The organism is Lysobacter oculi (genome assembly GCF_003293695.1).
In the GTDB taxonomy this organism is placed as follows: Bacteria; Pseudomonadota; Gammaproteobacteria; order Xanthomonadales; family Xanthomonadaceae; genus Solilutibacter; species Solilutibacter oculi.
In genome coordinates this window covers 135,062-154,998 of the sequence record NZ_CP029556.1, presented here as the reverse complement: position 1 = coordinate 154,998, position 19,937 = coordinate 135,062, and the positions used below count along the sequence as shown (strand labels likewise).

Annotated in this window: 16 protein-coding genes; 7 read left to right on the top strand and 9 right to left on the bottom strand. The window is 65.9% G+C overall.

Annotated features, from left to right (window positions below):
• Positions 1-13: 13 nt before the first annotated feature.
• The 3 genes from DCD74_RS00700 to mtgA are packed head-to-tail and all read right to left on the bottom strand — an operon-like array spanning position 14 to position 2,203.
• Positions 14-445: a CBS domain-containing protein gene (locus DCD74_RS00700; RefSeq protein ID WP_112925627.1), complete on the bottom strand. Its 432-nt coding sequence runs from the start codon at positions 443-445 to the stop codon at positions 14-16.
• The gene (locus DCD74_RS00695; RefSeq protein WP_112925626.1) at positions 420-1,433 is read right to left on the bottom strand and encodes a glycosyltransferase family 2 protein; all 1,014 of its coding nucleotides are present in this window, start codon (positions 1,431-1,433) and stop codon (positions 420-422) included. Before DCD74_RS00695 ends, DCD74_RS00700 begins: the two co-directional genes overlap by 26 nt.
• On the bottom strand, positions 1,430-2,203 hold the full coding sequence (gene mtgA / locus DCD74_RS00690; protein WP_112925625.1) for a monofunctional biosynthetic peptidoglycan transglycosylase: 774 nt from the start codon (positions 2,201-2,203) through the stop codon (positions 1,430-1,432). Before mtgA ends, DCD74_RS00695 begins: the two co-directional genes overlap by 4 nt.
• A gap of 57 nt (positions 2,204-2,260) precedes the next feature.
• Here mtgA and hslO point away from each other — a divergent pair, with 57 nt between their 5' ends.
• The 3 genes from hslO (at position 2,261) to DCD74_RS12430 (ending at position 4,732) form a co-directional block, all read left to right on the top strand.
• Positions 2,261-3,193, top strand: a complete 933-nt coding sequence (gene hslO / locus DCD74_RS00685; RefSeq protein WP_112925624.1) for an Hsp33 family molecular chaperone HslO — start codon at positions 2,261-2,263, stop codon at positions 3,191-3,193.
• 161 nt (positions 3,194-3,354) lie between these two features.
• The gene (locus tag DCD74_RS00680; protein ID WP_407072218.1) at positions 3,355-4,149 is read left to right on the top strand and encodes an XOO1806 family protein; all 795 of its coding nucleotides are present in this window, start codon (positions 3,355-3,357) and stop codon (positions 4,147-4,149) included.
• A gap of 223 nt (positions 4,150-4,372) precedes the next feature.
• Positions 4,373-4,732, top strand: a complete 360-nt coding sequence (locus tag DCD74_RS12430) for a hypothetical protein (protein WP_162615817.1) — start codon at positions 4,373-4,375, stop codon at positions 4,730-4,732.
• On the opposite strand, the gene DCD74_RS00675 is transcribed toward DCD74_RS12430, so the two are convergent.
• Positions 4,720-7,629: a TonB-dependent receptor gene (locus DCD74_RS00675; protein WP_237049626.1), complete on the bottom strand. Its 2,910-nt coding sequence runs from the start codon at positions 7,627-7,629 to the stop codon at positions 4,720-4,722. The two genes, DCD74_RS12430 and DCD74_RS00675, sit on opposite strands and share 13 nt — an antisense overlap.
• A 426-nt stretch (positions 7,630-8,055) precedes the next feature.
• Between DCD74_RS00675 and DCD74_RS00670 the strand changes: the two genes are divergently transcribed.
• On the top strand, positions 8,056-9,336 hold the full coding sequence (locus DCD74_RS00670) for an aspartyl/asparaginyl beta-hydroxylase domain-containing protein (protein WP_162615816.1): 1,281 nt from the start codon (positions 8,056-8,058) through the stop codon (positions 9,334-9,336).
• 1 nt (position 9,337) lies between these two features.
• Here the strand turns inward: DCD74_RS00670 and DCD74_RS00665 are convergent, their stop codons facing one another.
• From DCD74_RS00665 to DCD74_RS00650, 4 genes are all read right to left on the bottom strand, one after another.
• Positions 9,338-10,306, bottom strand: a complete 969-nt coding sequence (locus tag DCD74_RS00665; RefSeq protein WP_112925620.1) for a class I SAM-dependent methyltransferase — start codon at positions 10,304-10,306, stop codon at positions 9,338-9,340.
• Positions 10,307-10,373: 67 nt separating this feature from the next.
• Positions 10,374-12,914, bottom strand: coding sequence for a TonB-dependent receptor plug domain-containing protein (locus DCD74_RS00660; RefSeq protein WP_112925619.1), 2,541 nt, complete (start codon positions 12,912-12,914; stop codon positions 10,374-10,376).
• A gap of 164 nt (positions 12,915-13,078) precedes the next feature.
• A complete protein-coding gene (locus DCD74_RS00655; protein ID WP_112925618.1) occupies positions 13,079-14,854 on the bottom strand; it encodes a phosphoenolpyruvate carboxykinase (GTP) in 1,776 nt (591 codons plus the stop codon).
• Between the two features lie 57 nt (positions 14,855-14,911).
• The gene (locus DCD74_RS00650; protein WP_237049625.1) at positions 14,912-15,508 is read right to left on the bottom strand and encodes a TetR/AcrR family transcriptional regulator; all 597 of its coding nucleotides are present in this window, start codon (positions 15,506-15,508) and stop codon (positions 14,912-14,914) included.
• Positions 15,509-15,673: 165 nt separating this feature from the next.
• Here DCD74_RS00650 and DCD74_RS00645 point away from each other — a divergent pair, with 165 nt between their 5' ends.
• The 3 genes from DCD74_RS00645 to DCD74_RS00635 all read left to right on the top strand — a co-directional run bounded on the left by DCD74_RS00645 (position 15,674) and on the right by DCD74_RS00635 (position 19,081).
• A complete protein-coding gene (locus DCD74_RS00645; RefSeq protein WP_112925616.1) occupies positions 15,674-18,154 on the top strand; it encodes an acyl-CoA dehydrogenase in 2,481 nt (826 codons plus the stop codon).
• 64 nt (positions 18,155-18,218) lie between these two features.
• The gene (locus DCD74_RS00640) at positions 18,219-18,689 is read left to right on the top strand and encodes a hotdog fold domain-containing protein (RefSeq protein WP_112925615.1); all 471 of its coding nucleotides are present in this window, start codon (positions 18,219-18,221) and stop codon (positions 18,687-18,689) included.
• Positions 18,689-19,081 carry a hypothetical protein gene (locus DCD74_RS00635; protein WP_112927589.1) on the top strand — a complete coding sequence of 131 codons (393 nt, stop codon included), beginning with the start codon at positions 18,689-18,691 and terminating at the stop codon, positions 19,079-19,081. The genes DCD74_RS00640 and DCD74_RS00635 overlap by 1 nt, the downstream gene beginning before the upstream one ends.
• Here the strand turns inward: DCD74_RS00635 and DCD74_RS00630 are convergent.
• Positions 19,037-19,933 (bottom strand): metallophosphoesterase, encoded by an 897-nt coding sequence (locus DCD74_RS00630; RefSeq protein WP_162615815.1) that lies wholly within the window; start codon positions 19,931-19,933, stop codon positions 19,037-19,039. The two genes, DCD74_RS00635 and DCD74_RS00630, sit on opposite strands and share 45 nt — an antisense overlap.
• Positions 19,934-19,937: the final 4 nt, after the last annotated feature.

The window sequence follows — 19,937 nt, the reverse complement described above, 5'->3', positions numbered from 1 at the left end:
GCCGGGCACGCGCTCAGGAGACGATGTAGTCCTGCAGATGCCGCAGCTGGACCTGCTGGTCGTCGATGACGGCCTTGACCAGGTCGCCGATCGAGACGATGCCGACGACTTCCTTGTGCTCCAGGATCGGCAGGTGGCGGATGCGTTTGTCGGTCATCACCTGCATGCACTGGTCGACGCTGTCGGCCAGCCGCCCGCAGACCACCTGGTGGCTCATGATCTCGCTGACCGGCGTGGTCGCCGAGGTGCGGCCGAGCAGCACCACCTTCCGCGCGTAGTCGCGCTCGGAGAGGATGCCGACCAGCTTCTGGCCGCCCTCCATCACCAGCACCGCGCCGACGCCGTGGTCGGCCATCAGTTTCAGCGCCTCGATCACCGGGGCCTCGGGCGCGATGGTCACCACGCCGGGCCGTTTCGATTCAAGCAGATGCCGCACCTGACGCATGGCCGCTCCTCGTTCCGGATCCGCGGCCAGCATACGCCGGGCCCTCGCCCGGTTGCCAGTCCGCAACCACGTAGAGCGGGCGCTGCTTGGCCTCCACGTAGAGCCGGCCCAGGTATTCGCCGATCATCCCCAGCGCGATCAGCTGCACGCCGCCCAGGAACAGGATCACCGCCATCATGCTCGGCCAGCCGGCCACCGGGTCGCCGTATAGCAGCGCCTTGACGATGACGTAGATGCCGTAGGCCAGCGCGACCAGCGCGGTGAGCAGGCCGCAGTAGGTGCTGATGCGCAGCGGCGCGGTGGAGAAGCTGGTGATGCCTTCCAGCGCCAGGTTCCACAGCTTCCAGAAATTGAATTTGCTGCGGCCGGCGACGCGGGCCTCGCGCTCGTAGGCGATCTCGGCGCCGTTGAAACCGACCCAGCCGAACAGGCCTTTCATGAAGCGATGGCGCTCGCGCAGTTCGCGCAATGCCGCCAAGGCACGCGGCGACAGCAGGCGGAAGTCGCCGGTGTCTTCGGGCACGGGCGTGCGCGAAAGCCGGCCGATGACGCGATAGAACATCGAAGCCGTCGCGCGCTTGGCCCAGCCTTCGCCGGCGCGTTCGCTGCGGCGGCCATAGACGTTGTCGAAGCCTTCGCGCCACTTCGCCACGAACTGCGGAATCAGCTCCGGCGGATCCTGCGCGTCGGCATCCAGGATCATCGCCGCGCCACCACCGACCATGTCCAGGCCCGCGGTCAGCGCCGCCTCCTTGCCGAAGTTGCGCGACAGCCGCAGCAGCCCGACGCGCGGATCATCCGCGGCCAGCTGGCGCATCACCGGCCAGGTCGCGTCGCTGCTGCCGTCATCGACATACAGAATGCGGGCATCGACATCGCCCATCGCCGCCAGCACCGGCAACAGGCGCGCGTGCAGCAACGGCAGCGCCTCCGCCTCGTTGTAGGCGGCGACCACGATGGTCAGGCGGTCGGTGGCTTCGTCCCTCATTCCGCGTCCCTGACCGGACGCAATGCGCCGCTGCCACCGATCGCGCGCATCTGCCGTTCAATGGCGCGGGCGCGCCGCTGCACGTAGGGCCCGGGCCGGGCCACGCTGTAGCGCTTGGGGTTGGGCAGCACCGCCGCCAACCGCGCGGCCTGCGTCGCCGACAACGTTGAAGCGTCCTTGCGGAACCAGGTCCGCGCCGCCGCCTGCGCGCCGTACACGCCGTCGCCGAATTCGGCGAAGTTGGCGTACATCTCCAGGATGCGCTGCTTGGGCCAGAGAAGCTCCATCCAGAAGGTGTACCACGCCTCAAGCCCCTTGCGCAGCCAGCGGCTCCAGCCGGTGCCGCTCCACAGGAACAGGTTCTTCGCGGTCTGCTGGCTGATGGTGCTGCCGCCGCGGATGCGCCGCCCGCGCTCGTTGCTGGCACGGGCCTTCTCGATGGCCTGCATGTCGAAGCCGGCGTGCTCGGCGAAGCGCTGGTCCTCGGAGGCGATCAGCGCCACCGGCACATGGCTCGACATCCGGTCGAGATCGCGCCAGTCGTGGGCGGTGCGGAAACCGAAATCGCCGCCGGCCCATGCCTGTACCTGGCGGATCAGCATGAAGCTGGAAAACGGGGGGTCGATGAAGCGCAGCGCCATCACCTGCACGATGGGGAATACGATGATGAAAGCGGCCAGCCACAACAGGCGGCGCAACCAGCGGCGCCGGCGGCGCGGCCCGGGATGAACTTGCGTTTGCCCCACGTCGACCCCATTTCCATGCGTCATGGCGGCATTATCCGGGAGATTCCCGCGCATCGCCGCCCCGATGCCCACGAGAGCCCGATGAACACTTCCACCCACGTTTCGGCCGGACAAGGCCAACTCGACATCTTCCTGCTGCCCGATGCCGGCGTGCGCGGTGCCTATGTGCGCCTCGACGACGCCTGGCGCGAAGTCATCGCCCGCAATGACGACCCGGACGCCGTGCGCGACCTGCTCGGCCAGGCGATCGCCGCCAGCGCGCTGCTGACCGCGCATACCAAGGTCGATGGCCGCCTCTCCGTGCAGATGCGCGGCCCCGGCGCCCTGCGCAGCCTGTTCGCTGAAAGCACCGCCGCCCGTACCGTGCGCGGCCTGGTGCGTCTGGATGAAGATGCTTCGCCCGGCCAGGCCGCCACCGAAGCCGCCGACCTCGGCCAGCTCGGCGAAGGCGCCCTGCTCGCCATCACCATCGAAAACCCCACGCCCAGCGGCGAACCGATGCGCTACCAGGGCCTGGTGCCGATGGCCTCACCCACGCTCGCCGAAGCCTTCGAAGGCTACTTCCGCCAGTCCGAACAGCTGCCGACGCGCCTGCTGCTCGCCGCCGACGGTGAACGCGCCACCGGCCTGCTGCTGCAGAAGCTGCCCGGCGCCGAAGGGGATGCCGATGGCTGGAACCGCGTGGAGCAGCTCTTCGCCACCCTCGGCCCCGACGAACTGCAGTCGGTGGACGGGATGACCCTGCTGCATCGCCTGTTCCACCAGGAAAACCTGCAGTGGCTGGACCAGCGTCCGCTGCGCTTCGGCTGCTCCTGCTCGCGCGAGCGGGTGGCCGAAGTCCTGCGCACCCTCGGCCCCGAGGAAGCGCATGCCGCGGTCGCCGCCGGCCAGGACGGCGCGGCGGAGATCCGCTGCGAATTCTGTGGCCAGCGCTATCACTTCGATGGCGCGGAAGTGGACGCCCTGTTCGCCACACCACCCGCAAACAGCGAGGCGCCGGCCCGGCTCCAGTGACCGGCCGCCAACTGGCTGAATGGGTGAGCCCAACAGATTGTTAAATAAACATAAATAAGCTAGTCTGGTTTCGACTCTGAATCCCCGCCCCACGGGAACTTTCAGGTCCGGGGACAGTCGATAGGTGACCCATGAAGTTTCGCCTCCTGCCAACGCTGGTGATCGCTGCGCTGACGCTCGCCGTCAGCGGCGGTTCCGCGTATGCGCAGGCACGCAAGGGCGTCACTGTCATCCCGGTCGTCAACAGCAACAACGGCAAGGTCGAAGGCATGTTCGTGCTGGAGCCCACCGGCAAGTCCGAAGGTGCCCGCTGGCGCTTCGGCAGCAATACGCTGGAGTCCGCCTTCGGCCTGTCTTCGGGTGAGTCGCTCGCCCTGCTCTGCAACGGCAAGACCGGCATCCCGAACCGCATGGATCGCCTGTCCGATGACTGTTCGCTCGGCGCCATCAGCGCACGCGGTGCCAATGCCAGCATCGGCAACCGCAGCGGTCGCGTCGGCGTCGGTGTCGGCAAGGGCCGCGACAGCCTGCCGGCCTGGCTGACGCCGGGCAGCCGCAACCGCGTCGAGCAGACCGACCTCGCCCTCTTCGCCGAATACAACATCGGCCGCAGCGGCGTGGTCTCGATCGCCGGCACCACCGCCAAGGCGCGCCTGATGCCGGCCACCGAAATGCCGCAGCTCATCGACGAATGGAACAGCAAGGGCCTGTCGATCAGCGGCGGCGCCGGTGCGTTCCGCGCCAGCGTGTTCGGCCGCGTGGTGGAAGTCCCCGGCCAACCCGGCAAGTGGGAAGGCTTCGGTGTCGGCCTGACCTGGCGCACCCCGTGGAGCGGCCAGCTCAGCGTCGGTGCCGAAAACGTGGTGACGCGCGGCAAGAATCCGTTCGCCCCCTCGGCCGCCAAGGGCGAGGAAGAGGGCACCGTGCCCTACGTGCGTTACCAGCAGGATCTTTGACCGGTCTTGCCGCTGCCCGTCAGGGCAGCCTCGTCCTGAGATAGCTCAACGCAACAGCCGCGAACTCAATGGCATGCCTATCTGGATAGTTGTGCGGTTAACTGCTGCCTTCTCACAAATTTTTTGATGGCCAAGCGCAGCGCCATTCCGTATGGCCGCCCTGCTTACGACAGGAACACCTTTTCCATGAAGCCGCATCACCTGTTCGGATTGCGGCGATCGCATGATCGCTTGCCAGAAATACATCATCCGAATCCGGCTGCTTAGCTCGGTATTGATCCGCCATATCCGCAATGAGACCAAGGGCCGCGACCTCCAGCATCGCGCTGTGATTGCCGGGCTTCGGATGGTCATTGGCAGCACGCTGGACAACGCGGCATCGAAACACGGGCTGGGCTGCTCATGCAGCACGCCAGAAACACGTATCGCGCCACTCCAACCATCCGCACAACATGCATCGGCGAAACCCATTTCACGACACCTCTCCAGCATGCCCGCCGACTTCATCCCCCCCAATAGAAAGGCCGGCGGTTTCCCGCCGGCCTCCTTGCTTCATCGATCAGACAACGATCAGAAGGTGTAACGAACGCCCAGGTAAGCACGGCGCGGCAGGACCCATGCGGTGGGCTGGCCGAACTGGTACACGCCGTTGCCGGCCAGCAGGTCCATCTCTGCGGTCGGCGACTGCTTGTCCAGGATGTTGAACACGTCCAGGAACACCTCGACCTTGCCGAAGCCAACCGGACGGCTGTACTTCGCGCGGACGTCGAGCGTGTAGTAGGCGGGACCGTTCTCGCCGCCCACGGCACCCGGCACGATCCAGGTGTCGACCACCTTGCCATCCTCGTACGGGACCTCGACCATTTCCGGCAGGTTGCGGCCGGAAGTCGCCCAGGTGCGGCTGTAGAGCGCGCCGCTGTTCCAGTTGAACACGCCGCTCAGCTCCAAGCCGAACGGGAATTCGTACGAACCCCAGGCCTTGAACTGGTGCTTGATGTTGCCGGGCTGCGGGCCGTACTGGTTGGGTGCGCGCGGATCGAGGGCGATCCAGTCACCCTGGTAGTCGGCGTTGCCATCCGAGTTGCTGTTGCCGCTGGCGCCGTTGAACGTATAGCTCGCAGCCGCCTGCCAGTTGTCGGTCTTGAACTTCTGCAGGGTGACTTCCATGCCGATGTAGTCACGCTTGCCGCCCTTCAGCGTGGCGAGCACGTAGTTCACGTTGGCATTGCCGTCCAGGCCGAAGTAGGAATACGGCAGGTAGTACGGCGAGGTCGGGCAGGCAAGGCCTTCGCTGCCGCACGGCGTCGACGGATCCGAATACAGGCTCAGGTCGTAGTCTTCGAGCAGGTCGCGGGTCTTGCGGCCGGTCAAGGCGATCGAGAAGCCGATGTCCGTGCCGTAGGTCGTCGCATAGCCGACCATGATTTCGTCGGTGTACGGCGTCTTGGTGGTGGATGCCACGGCGGCATCGCCCGGACCACGCTGGCGGAAGGTGTACCAGGTGCCGTTGACGTTGATCTGCTCGTCATACGTCGGGCCGGTGATCGCACCGGCGAAGTCCGCCATGTCGGCGCGGATCGGATCGTAGTAACGGCCGAAGAAGCCCCAGATCTTGCTGCGACCCGTGCCATCCAGGTCGTAGGTCAGCGACACGCGGGGAGCGACATCCCAATCGAACTTGTTGATCGTGCCGCCGGCCGAGTTGACCATTTCGTTCTGCTCGAAACGGGCACCGATGTTGGCCGACCACTGACCCAGCGTCCACTGGTCCTGGATGAAGAACGCGCTCTGCTTGTTGACCACCGTGTAGGCCAGGCCTTCGTTGGCCGACTGCAGGATGCGGTACACGTTGACCTGGCCATCGGGGTTGCCGGCGGTGTCGGTGAACCGGGTGGCCAGCAGCTGGGCGTCCGTCATGCCGGTCGCGGCGCGCAGACGTGCAAGGTCGGTCGAGTTGATCGAACGCGTGCCCCTCCAGCCATAGGCCGAGCTGAAGAACTGCTGCATCGTGGTGCCCGAATCGGCGAGACCGATCGACGTGTAGCGCGCACCCGCCGCACCGGCACCCAGATAGGCGATCTGCTCGGTGTACGAGCCTTCGCTGCGCAGCGCACCTGCACGGATGGTGTGGTCACCCCAGCCGGACGTGATGTACCAGTCGAAGTTGAGGCCGAATTCCTTGTTGTCACGGTTGGTGACGGTCTTGGAACCCGCGCCGCCCATGTTCAGATCGGCGACGGTCTTGAGCGTGCGATCCGTGTGGTAGGCGACGTTGTTGAACGGATCCGACGTGGAGGGCAGCGTGGACAGTTCGCCTTCGTGCTTGAACGCGTAGGCGCTGACGCTGAAGTTGTCCCAGTCGTGCGTGTAGTCCAGCTTGTAGTTGTCGCCACCCTGCTGGGTGATGTTGCTGCGGCTGTTCACGACGGCCGGGTTCAACGAACCGCTGATGGTGGTCGGGTCATTGAAGAACGTCGCCACTAGGCGGTCGTTCGGGGTGAACTGCCAGGTGAGCTTGCCGAAAGCCAGCTTGCTTTCGCGCGTCACGGTCCGCATGAAGGCCTGCGTCACGGCATCGGTGACGTCTTCCTCATGATTCTTCTTCTGGTAGGACGCGAAGAACCAGAGCTTGTCCTTCACGATCGGGCCCCCCAGGGTCACGGCCGCGTCGTAGGTGGAGAACTCGTTGGCAGCAAGATGCTTGTTCTTGGCGACCAGGTTGGAGTTCTGCATGTAGTAGTTGACGGAACCATGGAACTCGTTGCCGCCCGACTTGGTGATGACCTTGGAGATCAGGCCCGAGCCACCCGCGAACTCGGCGGGCACGCCGCCGGTGAGCACCTGCATTTCCTGGATGATTTCGGAGTTCAGGTTGGCGCCGAAGGTGCCGGTGAGCGGATCGGTGACGTTGACGCCATCGATGTAATAGAGGTTGTCGGTGGAGGCACCCGTGGCACCGCCGATGTCCGCGTAGTTCACGCCGGACTTGGACGAGGGGTTGCCGCCCGAGCTCGGCTTCACGCCGGGCACCAGCTGCAGGTAGCTCTGGTAGCTGCGCGCGGTCGGCAGCGCTTCCACCTGCTCCAGCGTCAACACGGTGCTGACCGTGGCCGACGTGGTATCCACGGCTGCCAGTGACTTGCCGGTCACCACGACCGTGTCCAGGCTCTTCTCACCCAGCGCATAACCGACGCTCAGGTTCTTGCCGCTCACCACCGCCACATTGCCGGACTTGTAGTTCTCGTAGCCGGGCGCAACCACTTCAACGGTGTAGTTCGTCGCCGGATCCAGGCCGACGAGGTTGACCGTACCGTCGGCGGACGTCACGCCGGTCTTGCTGACAAGACTCGAAGGCGAACTCACCTTGACCGTCGCACCCACCAGCGGCGCGCCATTGTTGCCCGTGACCGCGATTCGGAGACCACCGGTCTCGGCGGCCAGCGCAGCGCCGACAAAGCACAGACCAAGTGCTACGGCCAACGCTCTCCGCTTCAACGCTTTGCGATTGATGACTGAAGCCATTACTTACTCCTGAACAGTAGTGAGACCACTGGAATGACAGTTGAGACCACCGGCCGCTTCCCTCTTCAACTCGAAGCGTTGGCAACAAGGCGATGGACTGACCGACTATAGGTACGCAACAGATTCTTAACAAGTTGGTCATCGCGCATTCATCTTAGGAATGTTTAGACGGCCGTCGCGGGTTGGGCAGCTGCCGGGTGTTGATGGGGAGGCGCTGCCATTTCGAAATCCTGCGGGGGGCTGCCAGCGCCCTCATTCCAATGGCCTCGTTGCATGGCCCCGCTCTTTCTGGACGCGATCGACCTGACGCCTTCCGGCCACCATTCCGTATCCCGTCGATGTGGGTGAAGATGGGCTTTCCGTACATCGCACCCCCATATGCCCATGCAGCAGGTCGAACAACTCATCGGCGAAGCCGAACACTGCATCGCGCAGGGCAGCCTGCTCAGCGCCTTTTCCCTGCTCCGCCAGGCATTGAAGCTCGAACCCGCCAACGCCTATGCCGCCACCCGCCTGGCGGACCTGCTGATGCAGCAGAACCAATGGGACGATGGCGAAGCCCTGCTGCGTGATGCGCTGGTACACGCCCCACGTTTTGCGCCGACCCACATGCTGCTGGCGCGCGTGGCCCGCCATCGCGGTGACACCGATGCCGCCCTCGCCTCGCTGGACGAGGCCATCCGTCACGACAACGCCGCCTGGGGCGCGCGCGTGGAGAAGGCGCAATTGCTGGAGTCGCTCGGACGGGCCCGCGAAGCCTCCCTTTGCTGGACCGAGGCCGTGCGCTCTATGCCCAGCCAATTGCGTGAATCACCGCAGATGGAGGGCCTGGTCAACCATGCCCGCGGCATCGTCACCCACAATCTCTCGGAGTTGCGCGAGCAGCTGACGGCCCGGCTCTCCGACGCCATGCAGGGTGAGTCGGAAACCCATCTCGAACGCTTCCGCCATGCACTCGACATCGTCACCGGACAGCGTGAGTTCGTCACCGCCAATCCCCTCTTCCTCCCCATTCCGCGCCTGCCGGCCATTCCCTACTTCGACCGCACGCAGCTCGACTGGGCACCGGCGATCGAAGCCGCCACCGACGACATACGACGCGAACTGCGCGCGGTGATGGGCGCGGATGGCAGCGGCTTCATCCCCTATGTGCAGACCCGTGCGGGCGACAGCAGCGGGCAGTTCGCGGGGCTCGATGGCGAGGCCGCCTGGAGCGCCTACTTCCTGTGGAAGCATGGCGAACGCATCGACGCCCATTGCGCCGCATGTCCGGTGACGGCGGAAGTGGTCGAGAAGGCGCCCCTGCCACGCATCCGTTCGCGCGCGCCTGCGGTGTTCTTCTCGCGACTGGATCCCGGCGTGCACATCCCGCCGCACAACGGCGCGACCAATGCCCGCCTGACCGTGCACCTGCCGCTGATCGTGCCGGACAACTGCGCATTCCGGGTCGGCGACGAAACGCGCCTGTGGAAGGAAGGCGAACTGCTGATATTCGACGACACCATCCTGCATGAAGCCTGGAACGGCTCGGACCGTCAGCGTGTGGTGATGATCTTCGACATCTGGCACCCGATGCTGAGCCCGCTCGAACGCGAGCTGGTCACGCGCACGGTGGAAGGCCTCGTCGAGTTCTACGGCGGCGCTTCGGAGATGGGCGAGCTCTAGATCATGACGAAGCGGTATAGCCGCCTTCGACAGCCCAGCCGATGAGCTGACCTGATTCACGCAGGGCCGTAGCCGCGACCGTCATGCCCGCATCGCGGAAGGGCTGCATGAAATCCGCAAGCTGGTCTGCATCCATCGCACAAGCAACCTGTTCAGCACTGCGCGTACTGGCCAGCCGCAATTCCCCGCGATAGGCATCGAGCTGTCGCTGGAGGGAGACCAGATTGCCGCGCTCGACCACCGACAGGAACTGGCGGATGCCTGCCGCCGCCTGGGTCAGCAATTCGGGGGAGGAAGAGGCCTGGGCCATCCGTCCGCCTTGTTCGAGCATGTGGTTGAAGCGGTCGCGGGCCTGGAACGCCGCGGACGTCGCGGCCTGGCCGGCCTTTGCATCCGCCATATGTGGCAACAACGCCGATGCAGCGGCGAGCAATCCGTCGTCCGCCAGCAGGAACGCGATCGCCTCGACCTCTTCGCGCGCCACATGCGTGATGACCGAATCCGCATGGTGGATGACGAAGGCGATCCGCCCGGTCTCGTCGAGCAATCGCAGGCATTCGGCCTGCACGCGGCCACGTTTCGCGTATTCGATCCCGAACTGGCTCACCAGCAGATCGACGCTCGCGCCAGGCAAGCCCGTGGCTTCCATCGGCGTTTCACCGATGATGCGGATGCGGTCGCCATGCACGCCTTCATCGATCCAGCCCGGCGCCGGTCGTGACAGGTCGATGCCGAACAGGCGGGCTGCATGTCCCGCGGGCAGCAGGTCCCAGGCGAGTTTCAACAATCCCGCATTGCCGGTTCCCAGATCCACGATGCACGCATCAGGTCCGCAGCCTGCGAACGTGCCTCGCCAGAAATCCGCAAGCGCACCGGCACCGGTCAGGCTGAAGCTGCCGGCGCAGGAATGTTCGGCGCCCGTCGCCCAGTAGCGGCTCCATGCCTGGCTGCGTGCTTCACTCGTTTCCAACGCATTTCCCCAAAAAGAAAGGCCCCGTTTCCGGGGCCTTCCTGTTTATCACACTAGCGAACCGCTATCAGAACTTCTGCGTGTAACGCAGGTAGATCGTGCGGCCATACGCGTCGTACAGGTTGAAGTTCCACGGACGACCGTCGTAGCTGTACAGCTGCGGGTAGCGATTGCCGACGTTGTTGACGCCGATGGTGAAGTCGCCATTCCACGGTGCCTTGACCGTGGCGTAGACGTCATTCAGCGTGTAGCCGCCAACGCGACGGGTCGCACCCGGATCCTGCTGACCCTTGATGTAGCGGGTGATCGTGCCGAAGGTCCAGGCACCGGTGTTGTACTGGTTGGACAAGTTGGCACGGACGTCCGGGGCACCGACGGTGCCGGCGAGGTCTTCGCCGTCATCGATCGTGTACTCGTTGACGTAGCCGATCTGCAGCATGTTCTGCATGCGGCCACCAGCCAGGTCGAAACGGGTACGGGCAGCCAGGTCGAGGCCGTTGGTGTTCAACGTACCTTCGTTGCCGTAACCGGCATTGACCTGCTTGATCGAACCATCGGCGTTGCGGACCACGCCCAGGCCAGCCGGGATCGGGCCGAGCGCGGGGTTGTTGGTGCGGTCGATCAGGGCCTGCGACGAGAACTGACGGATGCGCTCTTCGATCTCGATGTTGTAGTAATCGAGGGTGAAGTTCAGCCAGTCGGTCGGGTCATACGCCATACCCAGCGACCACTGCTTGGACTGCTCCGAGCTCAGGTTCGGGTTGGCGCGGTAGTAGGCATCGACCTGGACGGAGGCGGTCTGGCACTGGGCCGGGGTGCCGCCGAAGATGATGCAGGTAGCCGGATCAACGACCGAGTCGGCCGAGAAGCTGGTCTTCTGGGTCAGGATGTCCAGCGACGGGGCGCGGAAACCGGTGCCGTACGAGCCACGCAGGGTGAAGTTCTCAACCGGGTGCCAGCGCATGCCGATCTTCGGGGCGAAGTCGGAGCCGTAGTCGCTGTACTTGTCGTAGCGGCCGGCCAGCGTCACTTCGAACGAGTTGACGATCGGGAACAGCCACTCGGCGAAGATCGACTGGACCTTGCGGCTGCCAGCGGCCGAGTTGCCGGCCGAACCGTCGATCACGCCAGCTTCGGACAGCGAGTCGTACAGGTCGGCGTAGGTTTCCTTGCGCGACTCGACGCCCACCGCCATGTTGGAGGTGCCACCGGCCATTTCGAACAGGTCGAAGTTGGCGGTCGCGTAGGCCTCTTCCACGGTCGAGGTCGAACGACGGTTGATGGTCGCGAAGACGCTGGACAGGGTGGTCGGGTCGGTGCCGTACGGGTCGGTGACCAGGTAGTCACCAGCCTCGAGGGCGGCCACCAGCAGCGGGTTCACCGAGTAACCGGTACCGAACTCGTTGTAGCGGTAGTTCGAGCGACGGATGCCGAAGTCGAGGTCGACCTTGTCCCACACGCGGCCCTGGAAGCCCAGCAGCAGGTCGGTGACGTTGGCGTCGGAGCTGGTGTCGCGGTTGCCGCCCGCCGCCATGCGGTGGTACAGCGCGGTGGCGAGGCCGTCACCCTTGATGATGTCGTTCGGGGTGTTGTCGGCGACGAGGGCCAGCACCGGCACCGGGGCGTAACGGCCGAAGCTGTTGACCTTCTGTGCCATGGCGGTCATGTAGACCGACCAGTTGTCGGTGATCTGGTAGTCACCGCGGGCGAACAGGCCCTTGTTCTTGATGGAGGCTTCGTTCGCGGCGACCGAGTTGAAGTCGAACGAACAGGTGCCGCCGGCGGTGCGCCAGAACCCGTTGGTGTTGCACGCGAAGCCCGGGACAGCGGTGGGCGCGGTCACGAAGGCACCGGTGTTCTGGTTGTAGACGCGGTAGTTGTTGCCGTAGACCGACACGCCCTGGACGTAGCCGATCTGGTCACGGGTGAACACCATGCCGCGATCGTTGGCCGAAGCCGACATGATCATGCGGCCGCGCTCACCGGCGGTGCCGAAGGTGGCGGCGTATTCGTGGGTGTCACCGCCCTTGACGTCGGTCATGCCCATGCCGGCACGCAGTTCGGCGCCTTCGAAATCCTTGCGCAGCACGATGTTGACCACGCCGCCGATGGCGTCGGAGCCGTACACGGCCGAGGCGCCGTCGGACAGGATTTCAATGCGCTCGACCGCGGAGGTCGGGATCGCGTTCAAATCCTGGCTGCCAGCGGCAAACGGGGCCTTCGGGGCGCGACGGCCGTCGATCAGGACCAGCGTACGGCTGGAACCCAGACCACGCAGGTCGATGTCGGCCAGCGCCTGGGCGGAGCTGCCTGACTGCGGGCGGAAGTTGCCGAACGAGGCAAAGGTGGTGTCGCGCAGCACGTCGGCGACCGAGGCCTTGCCGGTGGCGTCGATGGCAGCGCGGTCGATCACGGTGACCGGCAGGGCGCCTTCGATTTCAGCGCGCTTGACGCGCGAGCCGACCACTTCAACGCGGTCGAGCGACTTGGTTTCTTCCTTCTTCTCTTCGGTCTGGGTCTGCGCGAAGGCATTGCCAGCGACCAGAGAAGCGGTACCGATAAAGAGGGCGACCTGAATCGCGCTCGTCAGCTTCTTGGTGTTCAACATTAGGGTGGGTCTCCAGAGTCTCTAAGAGGCCTGCCGTAGGGCGAGGCTCAGCCGAGCATAACGCAAATTTCACTACTCTGGAAAGCAACTGTTCAGCCCTCCCTATTCAGATAACCTCCATTGAAAGAATGTTCAGGCTGCGTCACGCATGCGTGAGGACTTCGTCAGTCCTTAAGCGCCGAAAAGATGCGTTCCTGCTCCGCCTTCAGCGCCTCCGGCATGCGGGGCCCGTATTCATCCAGATACTCCCCGATGCCGGCGAACTCCTGACGCCAGCCGTCACGGTCGTAGCCGAAGAGCTTCTCGCGCGCCTCGTCGGTGAGCGTCACGCCATCGAGGTTGATGTCGTCGAGCTTGGGCAGGTGGCCGATCGGGGTTTCGATGCTGCCCGCCTCGCCCGCCACGCGCTTCAGCATCCACTCCAGCACGCGCATGTTGTCGCCGAAGCCCGGCCACAGGAAGTCGCCGCCCTCGCCCTTGCGGAACCAGTTGACGTGGAAGACCTTCGGCAGCTTGGCGCCGGCGTTGTCGAAGGACAGCCAATGGGCGAAGTAGTCGGCGAAGTTGTAGCCGGCGAACGGCTTCATCGCCATCGGGTCGCGGCGCATCACGCCGACCGCGCCGGTCGCGGCGGCGGTCGTCTCCGAGCCCATCGAGGCGCCGACCAGCACGCCGTGTGTCCAGTCGCGGGCCTCGAACACCAGCGGCACCAGCGAGGCGCGACGGCCGCCGAAGACGATGGCCGAGATCGGCACGCCCTGCGCGTCCTCGGCGTGCGGCGAATAGCTCGGGCACTGCCTGGCGCTCACGGTGAAGCGGGAATTCGGATGCGCGGCGGGCTTGCCGGCGTTGCAATCGTATGCATTTCCGCGCCAGTCAATGGCGGGCACGCGCTTGTCCAGGCCCTCCCACCACGGCTGGTTGTCGTCGGTGACGGCGACGTTGGTGAAGATGGCATCGCGCTGCAGCGAGGCCAGCGCGTTCGGATTCGACTTTTCCGACGTACCCGGCGCCACGCCGAAGAAGCCGGCTTCCGGATTGATCGCGTACAGGCGGCCGTCGGCGCCGGGGCGCATCCAGCAGATGTCATCGCCCACCGTGCTGATCTTCCAGCCGTCGCGCACATAGCCCTCGGGCGGGATCAGCATCGCCAGGTTGGTCTTGCCGCAGGCGCTCGGGAAGGCGGCGGCGATGTAGTGCGTCTCGCCCTTCGGGTTTTCGATGCCGAGGATCAGCATGTGCTCGGCCAGCCAACCCTCGCTGCGAGCCTGGTGCGAGGCGATCCGCAGCGCGTGGCACTTCTTGCCCAGCAGCGCATTGCCGCCGTAGCCGGAACCGAAGGACTGGATCTCCAGGTCTTCGGGGAAATGCATGATGAAGCGGCGGTCCGGGTTGAGGTCGCCGGTGGAATGCAGGCCCTTGACGAAGCTGCCCTCGCGCTCGATGCGCGCGAGTGCGGCGGCGCCCATGCGGGTCATGATGCGCATGTTGGCGACGACGTAGGGCGAGTCGGTGATCTCGACGCCGCAACGCGACAGCGGCGAGTCGATCGGGCCCATGCAGTACGGCACGACGTACATCGTGCGGCCTTCCATGCAGCCGTCGAACAGCGACTTCATCTGGTTCCGGGCGATCTCCGGTTCCATCCAGTGGTTGTTCGGGCCGGCGTCGTCGCGCTGCGAGGTGCAGACGAAGGTCAGGTGCTCGACGCGGGCGACATCGTCCGGATGCGAACGGTGCAGGTAGCTGTTGGGATGGGTTGCGTCGTTGAGCTTGATGAGCGTGCCGTCGGCGAGCATCGCCTCGATCAGCTGGGTGTTCTCGGCATCGCTGCCATCGCACCAGTGGATGCGGTCGGGACGGGTCAGGCGCGCCACTTCGAGCACCCACTGGTTGAGGGCTTCGAGCTGGCTCTGCGCGTTCTGGGCGATGTCGGTCATGTCGGTTCCGTGCAAATGAAACGAAGCCGCGCAACACGCACGGCGAAGGAAAAAGGATCAGGCGCCGGCTTTGGAGGGGATCAGCGTCGCCATCATGTGGGCGACGTAGTCCTCGAATTCCTCGCGCTGCATGTCGCGCTGGCCCAGCTGCAGGTTGAGCTGGAGGAAGCCGACGTAGGCCGCGTAGGCCAGGCGCGCGCGATGCAGGGCATCGGTGGCGTCCAGGCCGGCGGCGCGGAAGAGCGAGGTCAGGTAGTCGAGGCGGCGCTTGGAGACGCGGCCGATCACCGGCTGCACCGCGGGATGGTCGAGCGCCTTCAGCAGTTCGCTGTAGATGACGTGAGACTGCACCTCGTTGGCGACCAGCTTGAACAGCGAGCCGAGGCGGTCGGCCGGGTTGGTCACACCTTCGAGCTGGCCGAAGACTTCTTCCTGCTCGTGGGTTTCCCAACGCTCCAGCGCGGCCTGCAGCAGCGCATCACGGGATGGGAAGTGCCAGTAGAAGCTGCCCTTGGTCACCCCCAGCCGGCGCGCCAGCGGCTCCACCGCGACGGCGGACACGCCCTGCTCGGCGATCTGGTCGAGCGCGGCCTGCGCCCAGTCATCGGCGCTGAGGCGGCCGGTGCGTTCGGGTTTTTCGGTGGGTGGCGTCATGGGCGCCATTTAACCATACGCCGCCGTCATATTGAGTATGCGGCGGTGCAACTTGACACTGCGCGGCGCTAAACATACTTTCGCGTATGGTGAATGCCGCCGACGCGACATCACCCCGCCATTTCTTTCCATCACCGTCCGCTGCGCAAGCCGCAGGAGTGCCGCATGACCATCGTGATCCCCTTCCTCGCCCTCCTCGTTGCCACGGGGCTCGCCGCTTACCACCGCTGGCGTCTGGCGATCTGGGCCGCCCTCACCGCCTGCCTGCTGGTGGCCTGCTGGCTGCTGGGTGCCAACGTCACCGCGACGATCGTCGCGGCGGTGATCGCGGCGGTCGTCGCCATCCCGCTGCTGATCCCGGCGCTGCGCAAGGCGGCGATCACCGCGCCGCTGCTGAAGTTCTACACAAAGATCCTGCCGCCGCTCTCCGACACCGAGCGCACCGCGCTGGAGTCGGGCACGGTCGGTTTCGAAGGCCAGCTGTTCTCGGGCAAGCCGGAGTGGTCGCAGCTGCTGTCGCAGCCCAAGCCCGAACTCACCGCCGAGGAACAGGCCTATCTCGACGGGCCGACCGAAGAACTCTGCCAGATGGTCGACAACTGGGAGATCGACCACGTCCGCGCCGACCTGCCGCCGGAGACCTGGGACTTCATCAAGCGCAACAAGTTCTTCGGCCTGAACATCCCGAAGGAATACGGCGGCCTCGGCTTCTCGGCGCTGATGAACCACAAGGTGATCCAGAAGCTGGCTTCGATCAGCTCGGTGGTCAGCTCCACGGTCGGCGTGCCCAATTCGCTCGGCCCGGCCGAGCTGCTGATGTACTACGGCACCGAGGAACAGAAGCGCCACTACCTGCCGCGCCTGGCCGATGGCCGCGAGGTGCCGTGCTTCGCGCTGACCGGGCCGTTCGCCGGTTCCGATGCGACCTCGATCCCCGACTACGGCATCGTCTGCATGGGCGAGTGGAACGGCGCGCAGGTGCTGGGCATCAAGCTCACCCTCAACAAGCGCTACATCACGCTGGCGCCGGTGGCGACGCTGATCGGCGTGGCCTTCCGCATGTACGACCCGGACGGCCTGATCGGCGACACGCAGGACATCGGCATCTCGCTGGCGCTGGTGCCGCGAGATACCGCCGGCCTTGAGATCGGCCGCCGCCACTTCCCGCTCAACTCGCCGTTCCAGAACGGCCCGATCCGCGGCCGCGACATCTTCGTGCCGCTGTCGCAGCTGATCGGTGGCGAGGACTACGCCGGCCAGGGCTGGCGGATGCTGATGGAATGCCTGTCGATCGGCCGCAGCATCACCCTGCCCTCGACCGCCAGCGGCGGTTCCAAGATGGGCGCGGTGACGGTGGGTGCGTACGCGCGCATCCGCAAGCAGTTCGGCCTGTCGGTCGGCCGCTTCGAGGGCGTCGAGGAAGCGCTGGCGCGCATGGGCGGCCATGCCTACGCGATCAGCGCGCTGTCGCAGGCGACCGCGGCGGCCGTGGCACGCGGCGAGAACCCGGCGGTGCCTTCGACCATCTCCAAGTACCACTGCACCGAGATGGGCCGGAACGTGGCCAAGGACGCGATGGACGTGATCGGCGGCAAGGGCATCATCCTCGGCCCGCGCAACTTTGCCGGCCGCGCGTGGCAGGCCTCGCCGATCGCGATCACGGTGGAAGGCGCCAACATCATGACGCGCTCGCTGATGATCTTCGGCCAGGGCGCGATCCTCTGCCATCCGTGGGTGATGAAGGAAATGAAGGCCACCCAGCTCGCCGATCCGCGCGAGCGCCTGGACGCCTTCGACACCGCGCTGTTCGGCCACATCGGCTACGCGATCTCCAACGCCGTGCGCAGCTTCTGGTTCGCGATCACCGGTTCGCGCTTCGGCGCCGCGCCGGGCGACGCCTACACCCGCCGCTACTTCCGCAAGCTCAACCGTTATTCGGCCAACCTGTCGCTGATGGCGGATGTGTCGATGTTGCTGCTCGGCGGCAAGCTGAAGTTCAAGGAATCGCTGTCGGGCCGCCTGGGCGACGTGCTGAGCCAGCTCTACATCGTCAGCAGCATGCTCAAGCGCTACGAGGACGAAGGCCGTCCGGACAGCGACCAGCCGCTGCTGGCGTGGGCGGTGCACGATGCGGTCAACAAGATCGAGACCGCGCTGTCCGGCGCGCTGCGCAACTTCCCGGTGCGTCCGGTGGCGTGGCTGCTGTGGCCGGTGATCTTCCCGCTGGGTCGCCGCGCGCAGGCGCCGAGCGATCGCCTGGGCCACAAGGTCGCCTCGATCCTGATGACGCCGAACGACGCCCGCGACCGCCTCGCCGAAGGCGTGTTCACCACGCCGACCGCGCTCAACCCCGGCGGCCGCATCTACAGCTACCTGCCGAAATTCGTGCTGGCCGAGCCGGTGGAACGCAAGTTCCAGAAGGCGCTGAAGAACAGCGACATCGAGGCGCTGGAGTTCGACGACCAGCTGGCCGAGGGCGTGCGCGAAGGCTGGATCACCAACGAGGAAGCCGCCCAGCTCAAGGAGCTGCGCGTGCTGACGCTGGACACGATCACCGTCGACGACTTCGACCCCGAGGAACTGCGCTCGGCGGGCTACGCGGCGCTGGTCAAGGCCGAGGACGACGCCCGCCGCGAAGTGGCCTGATCCGGCATCCCCACCCCACCCGACCCCCGCCGCGCGCGGGGGTCTGCATTTGCGGAGGACGCGCATGGACATCCTCAAGCTGTACCGGCGCCTTGAAGACAAACCCGCCGGCAAGTGGCTGTTCTCGAAGCTGGTGTGCCGGAAGGCGCCGTACTTCGGCAGCATCGCGCCGCGCATCGTCGACCTGTCGGCGGAACGCGGCGTGGCCCGCATCGCGCATCGTCGCCGGGTCAGCAACCACATCGGCACCGTGCACGCGATCGCGCTGTGCAACCTGGCGGAGTTCGTCGGCGGGCTGGCCTGCGATGCCGGCACGCCTGCGGGCATGCGCTGGATCCCGAAAGGCATGCAGGTCGAATACCTGAAGAAGGCCATGGGCACGATGACCGCAACCGCGACGCCCGCCTTCGCGCCGCGCGTGGCCGAGGCCGGCTACGCGCTGCCCTACGACATCTCGGTCACCGACCCGCAGGGCGTCGAGGTCTTCCGCGCCCGCATCGACATGTGGCTGTCGCCGAAGGCCGGCCGCGCGTGATGACCGGGCTGCTGGTCATGGCCTGCGGCCTGCACAGCCTGCTGCTCGGCGTGTTCCATCTGGCGTTCTGGCGGCTGTTCGACTGGCCGCGTTCGCTGCAGGCCACCACGCCGGCCAACCGCGCCATCATCCAGATCCTCAACCTGCGGCTGGCCTGGGTGTTCTTCGCGATCGCCGCGTCCTGCCTGCTGCTGCCGGAAGAAGTGACCGGCAGCCTGCTCGGGCGCGGGCTGCTCGGTTTCATGTGCCTGTTCTGGATCGGCCGGACCTTCGAGCAGTTCGTCTTCCTGCGCATCAACCGTGCCTTCGTGCACTTCCTGAGCGCGGTGTTCGCGCTCGGCGCGCTGCTATTCGGCGGCGCGTTCTGGCTGGCGCTTCAGGGTCAGGCGTGAGATCTCCGGCGTCACCCCGATCCTGATCGGCAGGATGCTGGTGCCGATGCCCGGCGTGACGAACAACAGCCGCCCGCCGTCGCGCACCTGGCCACGCAGCCAGTGTGAGTGCGGCGCGTATTCCGCCGTGCGCCACGGCGACGAGAACGGATTGATCTGGCCGCCGTGCGTATGCCCGGCTACCGACAGCGCGGTGCGTGCGGGGATGCGCGCGAAGGTCGCCGGCTCGTGCATCAGCGCGATGACCGGCGCATCGGCGGGGATGCCGCCGTAGGCCATGTCGATGTCGGGGCTGCCTTCCAGCTCGTCACCGAGACCTGCGAGGTAGAAGCGGCATTCGCCGTGGACGACCGGGATCGAGGCGTTGTCGATCATCTCCACGCCCACGCCGGTCAGCGCGGCGCTCACCTGCCGGCCGTCCTTCCACCAGTCGTGGTTGCCGAGCACCGCGTACACGCGCTTGTCCGCCGCCAGCGGCGCGACGTGGTGGGCGAACACGCGGCCCGGCACGTAACCGCCGAACAGCACCTTGAGGATGACGTAGTCGCCGGCCATCAGCACGATGTCGGCATTGCTCGCCCTGAGCCGTGCGACGACGCGGTCTAGGTTGCCGGTGCCGTTGCCGAACGAACCGGTGTGGATGTCGGACACCACATCCACCCGCAGGCCATCGCAGGCCTTGGGCCAATGCGGAAGCTGCAGCACGTGGTCGCGCTCGACGAGGCGTCGCGGCTCGACAAACAGGCCGTAGACCAGCACCAGCAGGCCGACGCCGAGCAGCGCCGAAGCCAGCCAGCCCCAGCGCCGCCAACGCGCGGGCACGAGGTCGCGGAAGATCCGTCGCTGCCGCACCGGC

Bases quoted from the DNA above. Each gene is read 5' to 3' on its own strand.
- DCD74_RS00645 (WP_112925616.1), top strand. From the start codon at position 15,674: ATGACCATCGTGATCCCCTTCCTCGCCCTCCTCGTTGCCACGGGGCTC.
- mtgA (WP_112925625.1), bottom strand. From the start codon at position 2,203: ATGACGCATGGAAATGGGGTCGACGTGGGGCAAACGCAAGTTCATCCC.
- DCD74_RS00655 (WP_112925618.1), bottom strand. From the start codon at position 14,854: ATGACCGACATCGCCCAGAACGCGCAGAGCCAGCTCGAAGCCCTCAAC.
- DCD74_RS00650 (WP_237049625.1), bottom strand. From the start codon at position 15,508: ATGACGCCACCCACCGAAAAACCCGAACGCACCGGCCGCCTCAGCGCC.
- DCD74_RS00670 (WP_162615816.1), top strand. From the start codon at position 8,056: ATGCAGCAGGTCGAACAACTCATCGGCGAAGCCGAACACTGCATCGCG.
- DCD74_RS00695 (WP_112925626.1), bottom strand. From the start codon at position 1,433: ATGAGGGACGAAGCCACCGACCGCCTGACCATCGTGGTCGCCGCCTAC.
- DCD74_RS00660 (WP_112925619.1), bottom strand. From the start codon at position 12,914: ATGTTGAACACCAAGAAGCTGACGAGCGCGATTCAGGTCGCCCTCTTT.
- DCD74_RS00635 (WP_112927589.1), top strand. From the start codon at position 18,689: ATGACCGGGCTGCTGGTCATGGCCTGCGGCCTGCACAGCCTGCTGCTC.
- hslO (WP_112925624.1), top strand. From the start codon at position 2,261: ATGAACACTTCCACCCACGTTTCGGCCGGACAAGGCCAACTCGACATC.
- DCD74_RS00700 (WP_112925627.1), bottom strand. From the start codon at position 445: ATGCGTCAGGTGCGGCATCTGCTTGAATCGAAACGGCCCGGCGTGGTG.
- DCD74_RS12430 (WP_162615817.1), top strand. From the start codon at position 4,373: ATGATCGCTTGCCAGAAATACATCATCCGAATCCGGCTGCTTAGCTCG.
- DCD74_RS00640 (WP_112925615.1), top strand. From the start codon at position 18,219: ATGGACATCCTCAAGCTGTACCGGCGCCTTGAAGACAAACCCGCCGGC.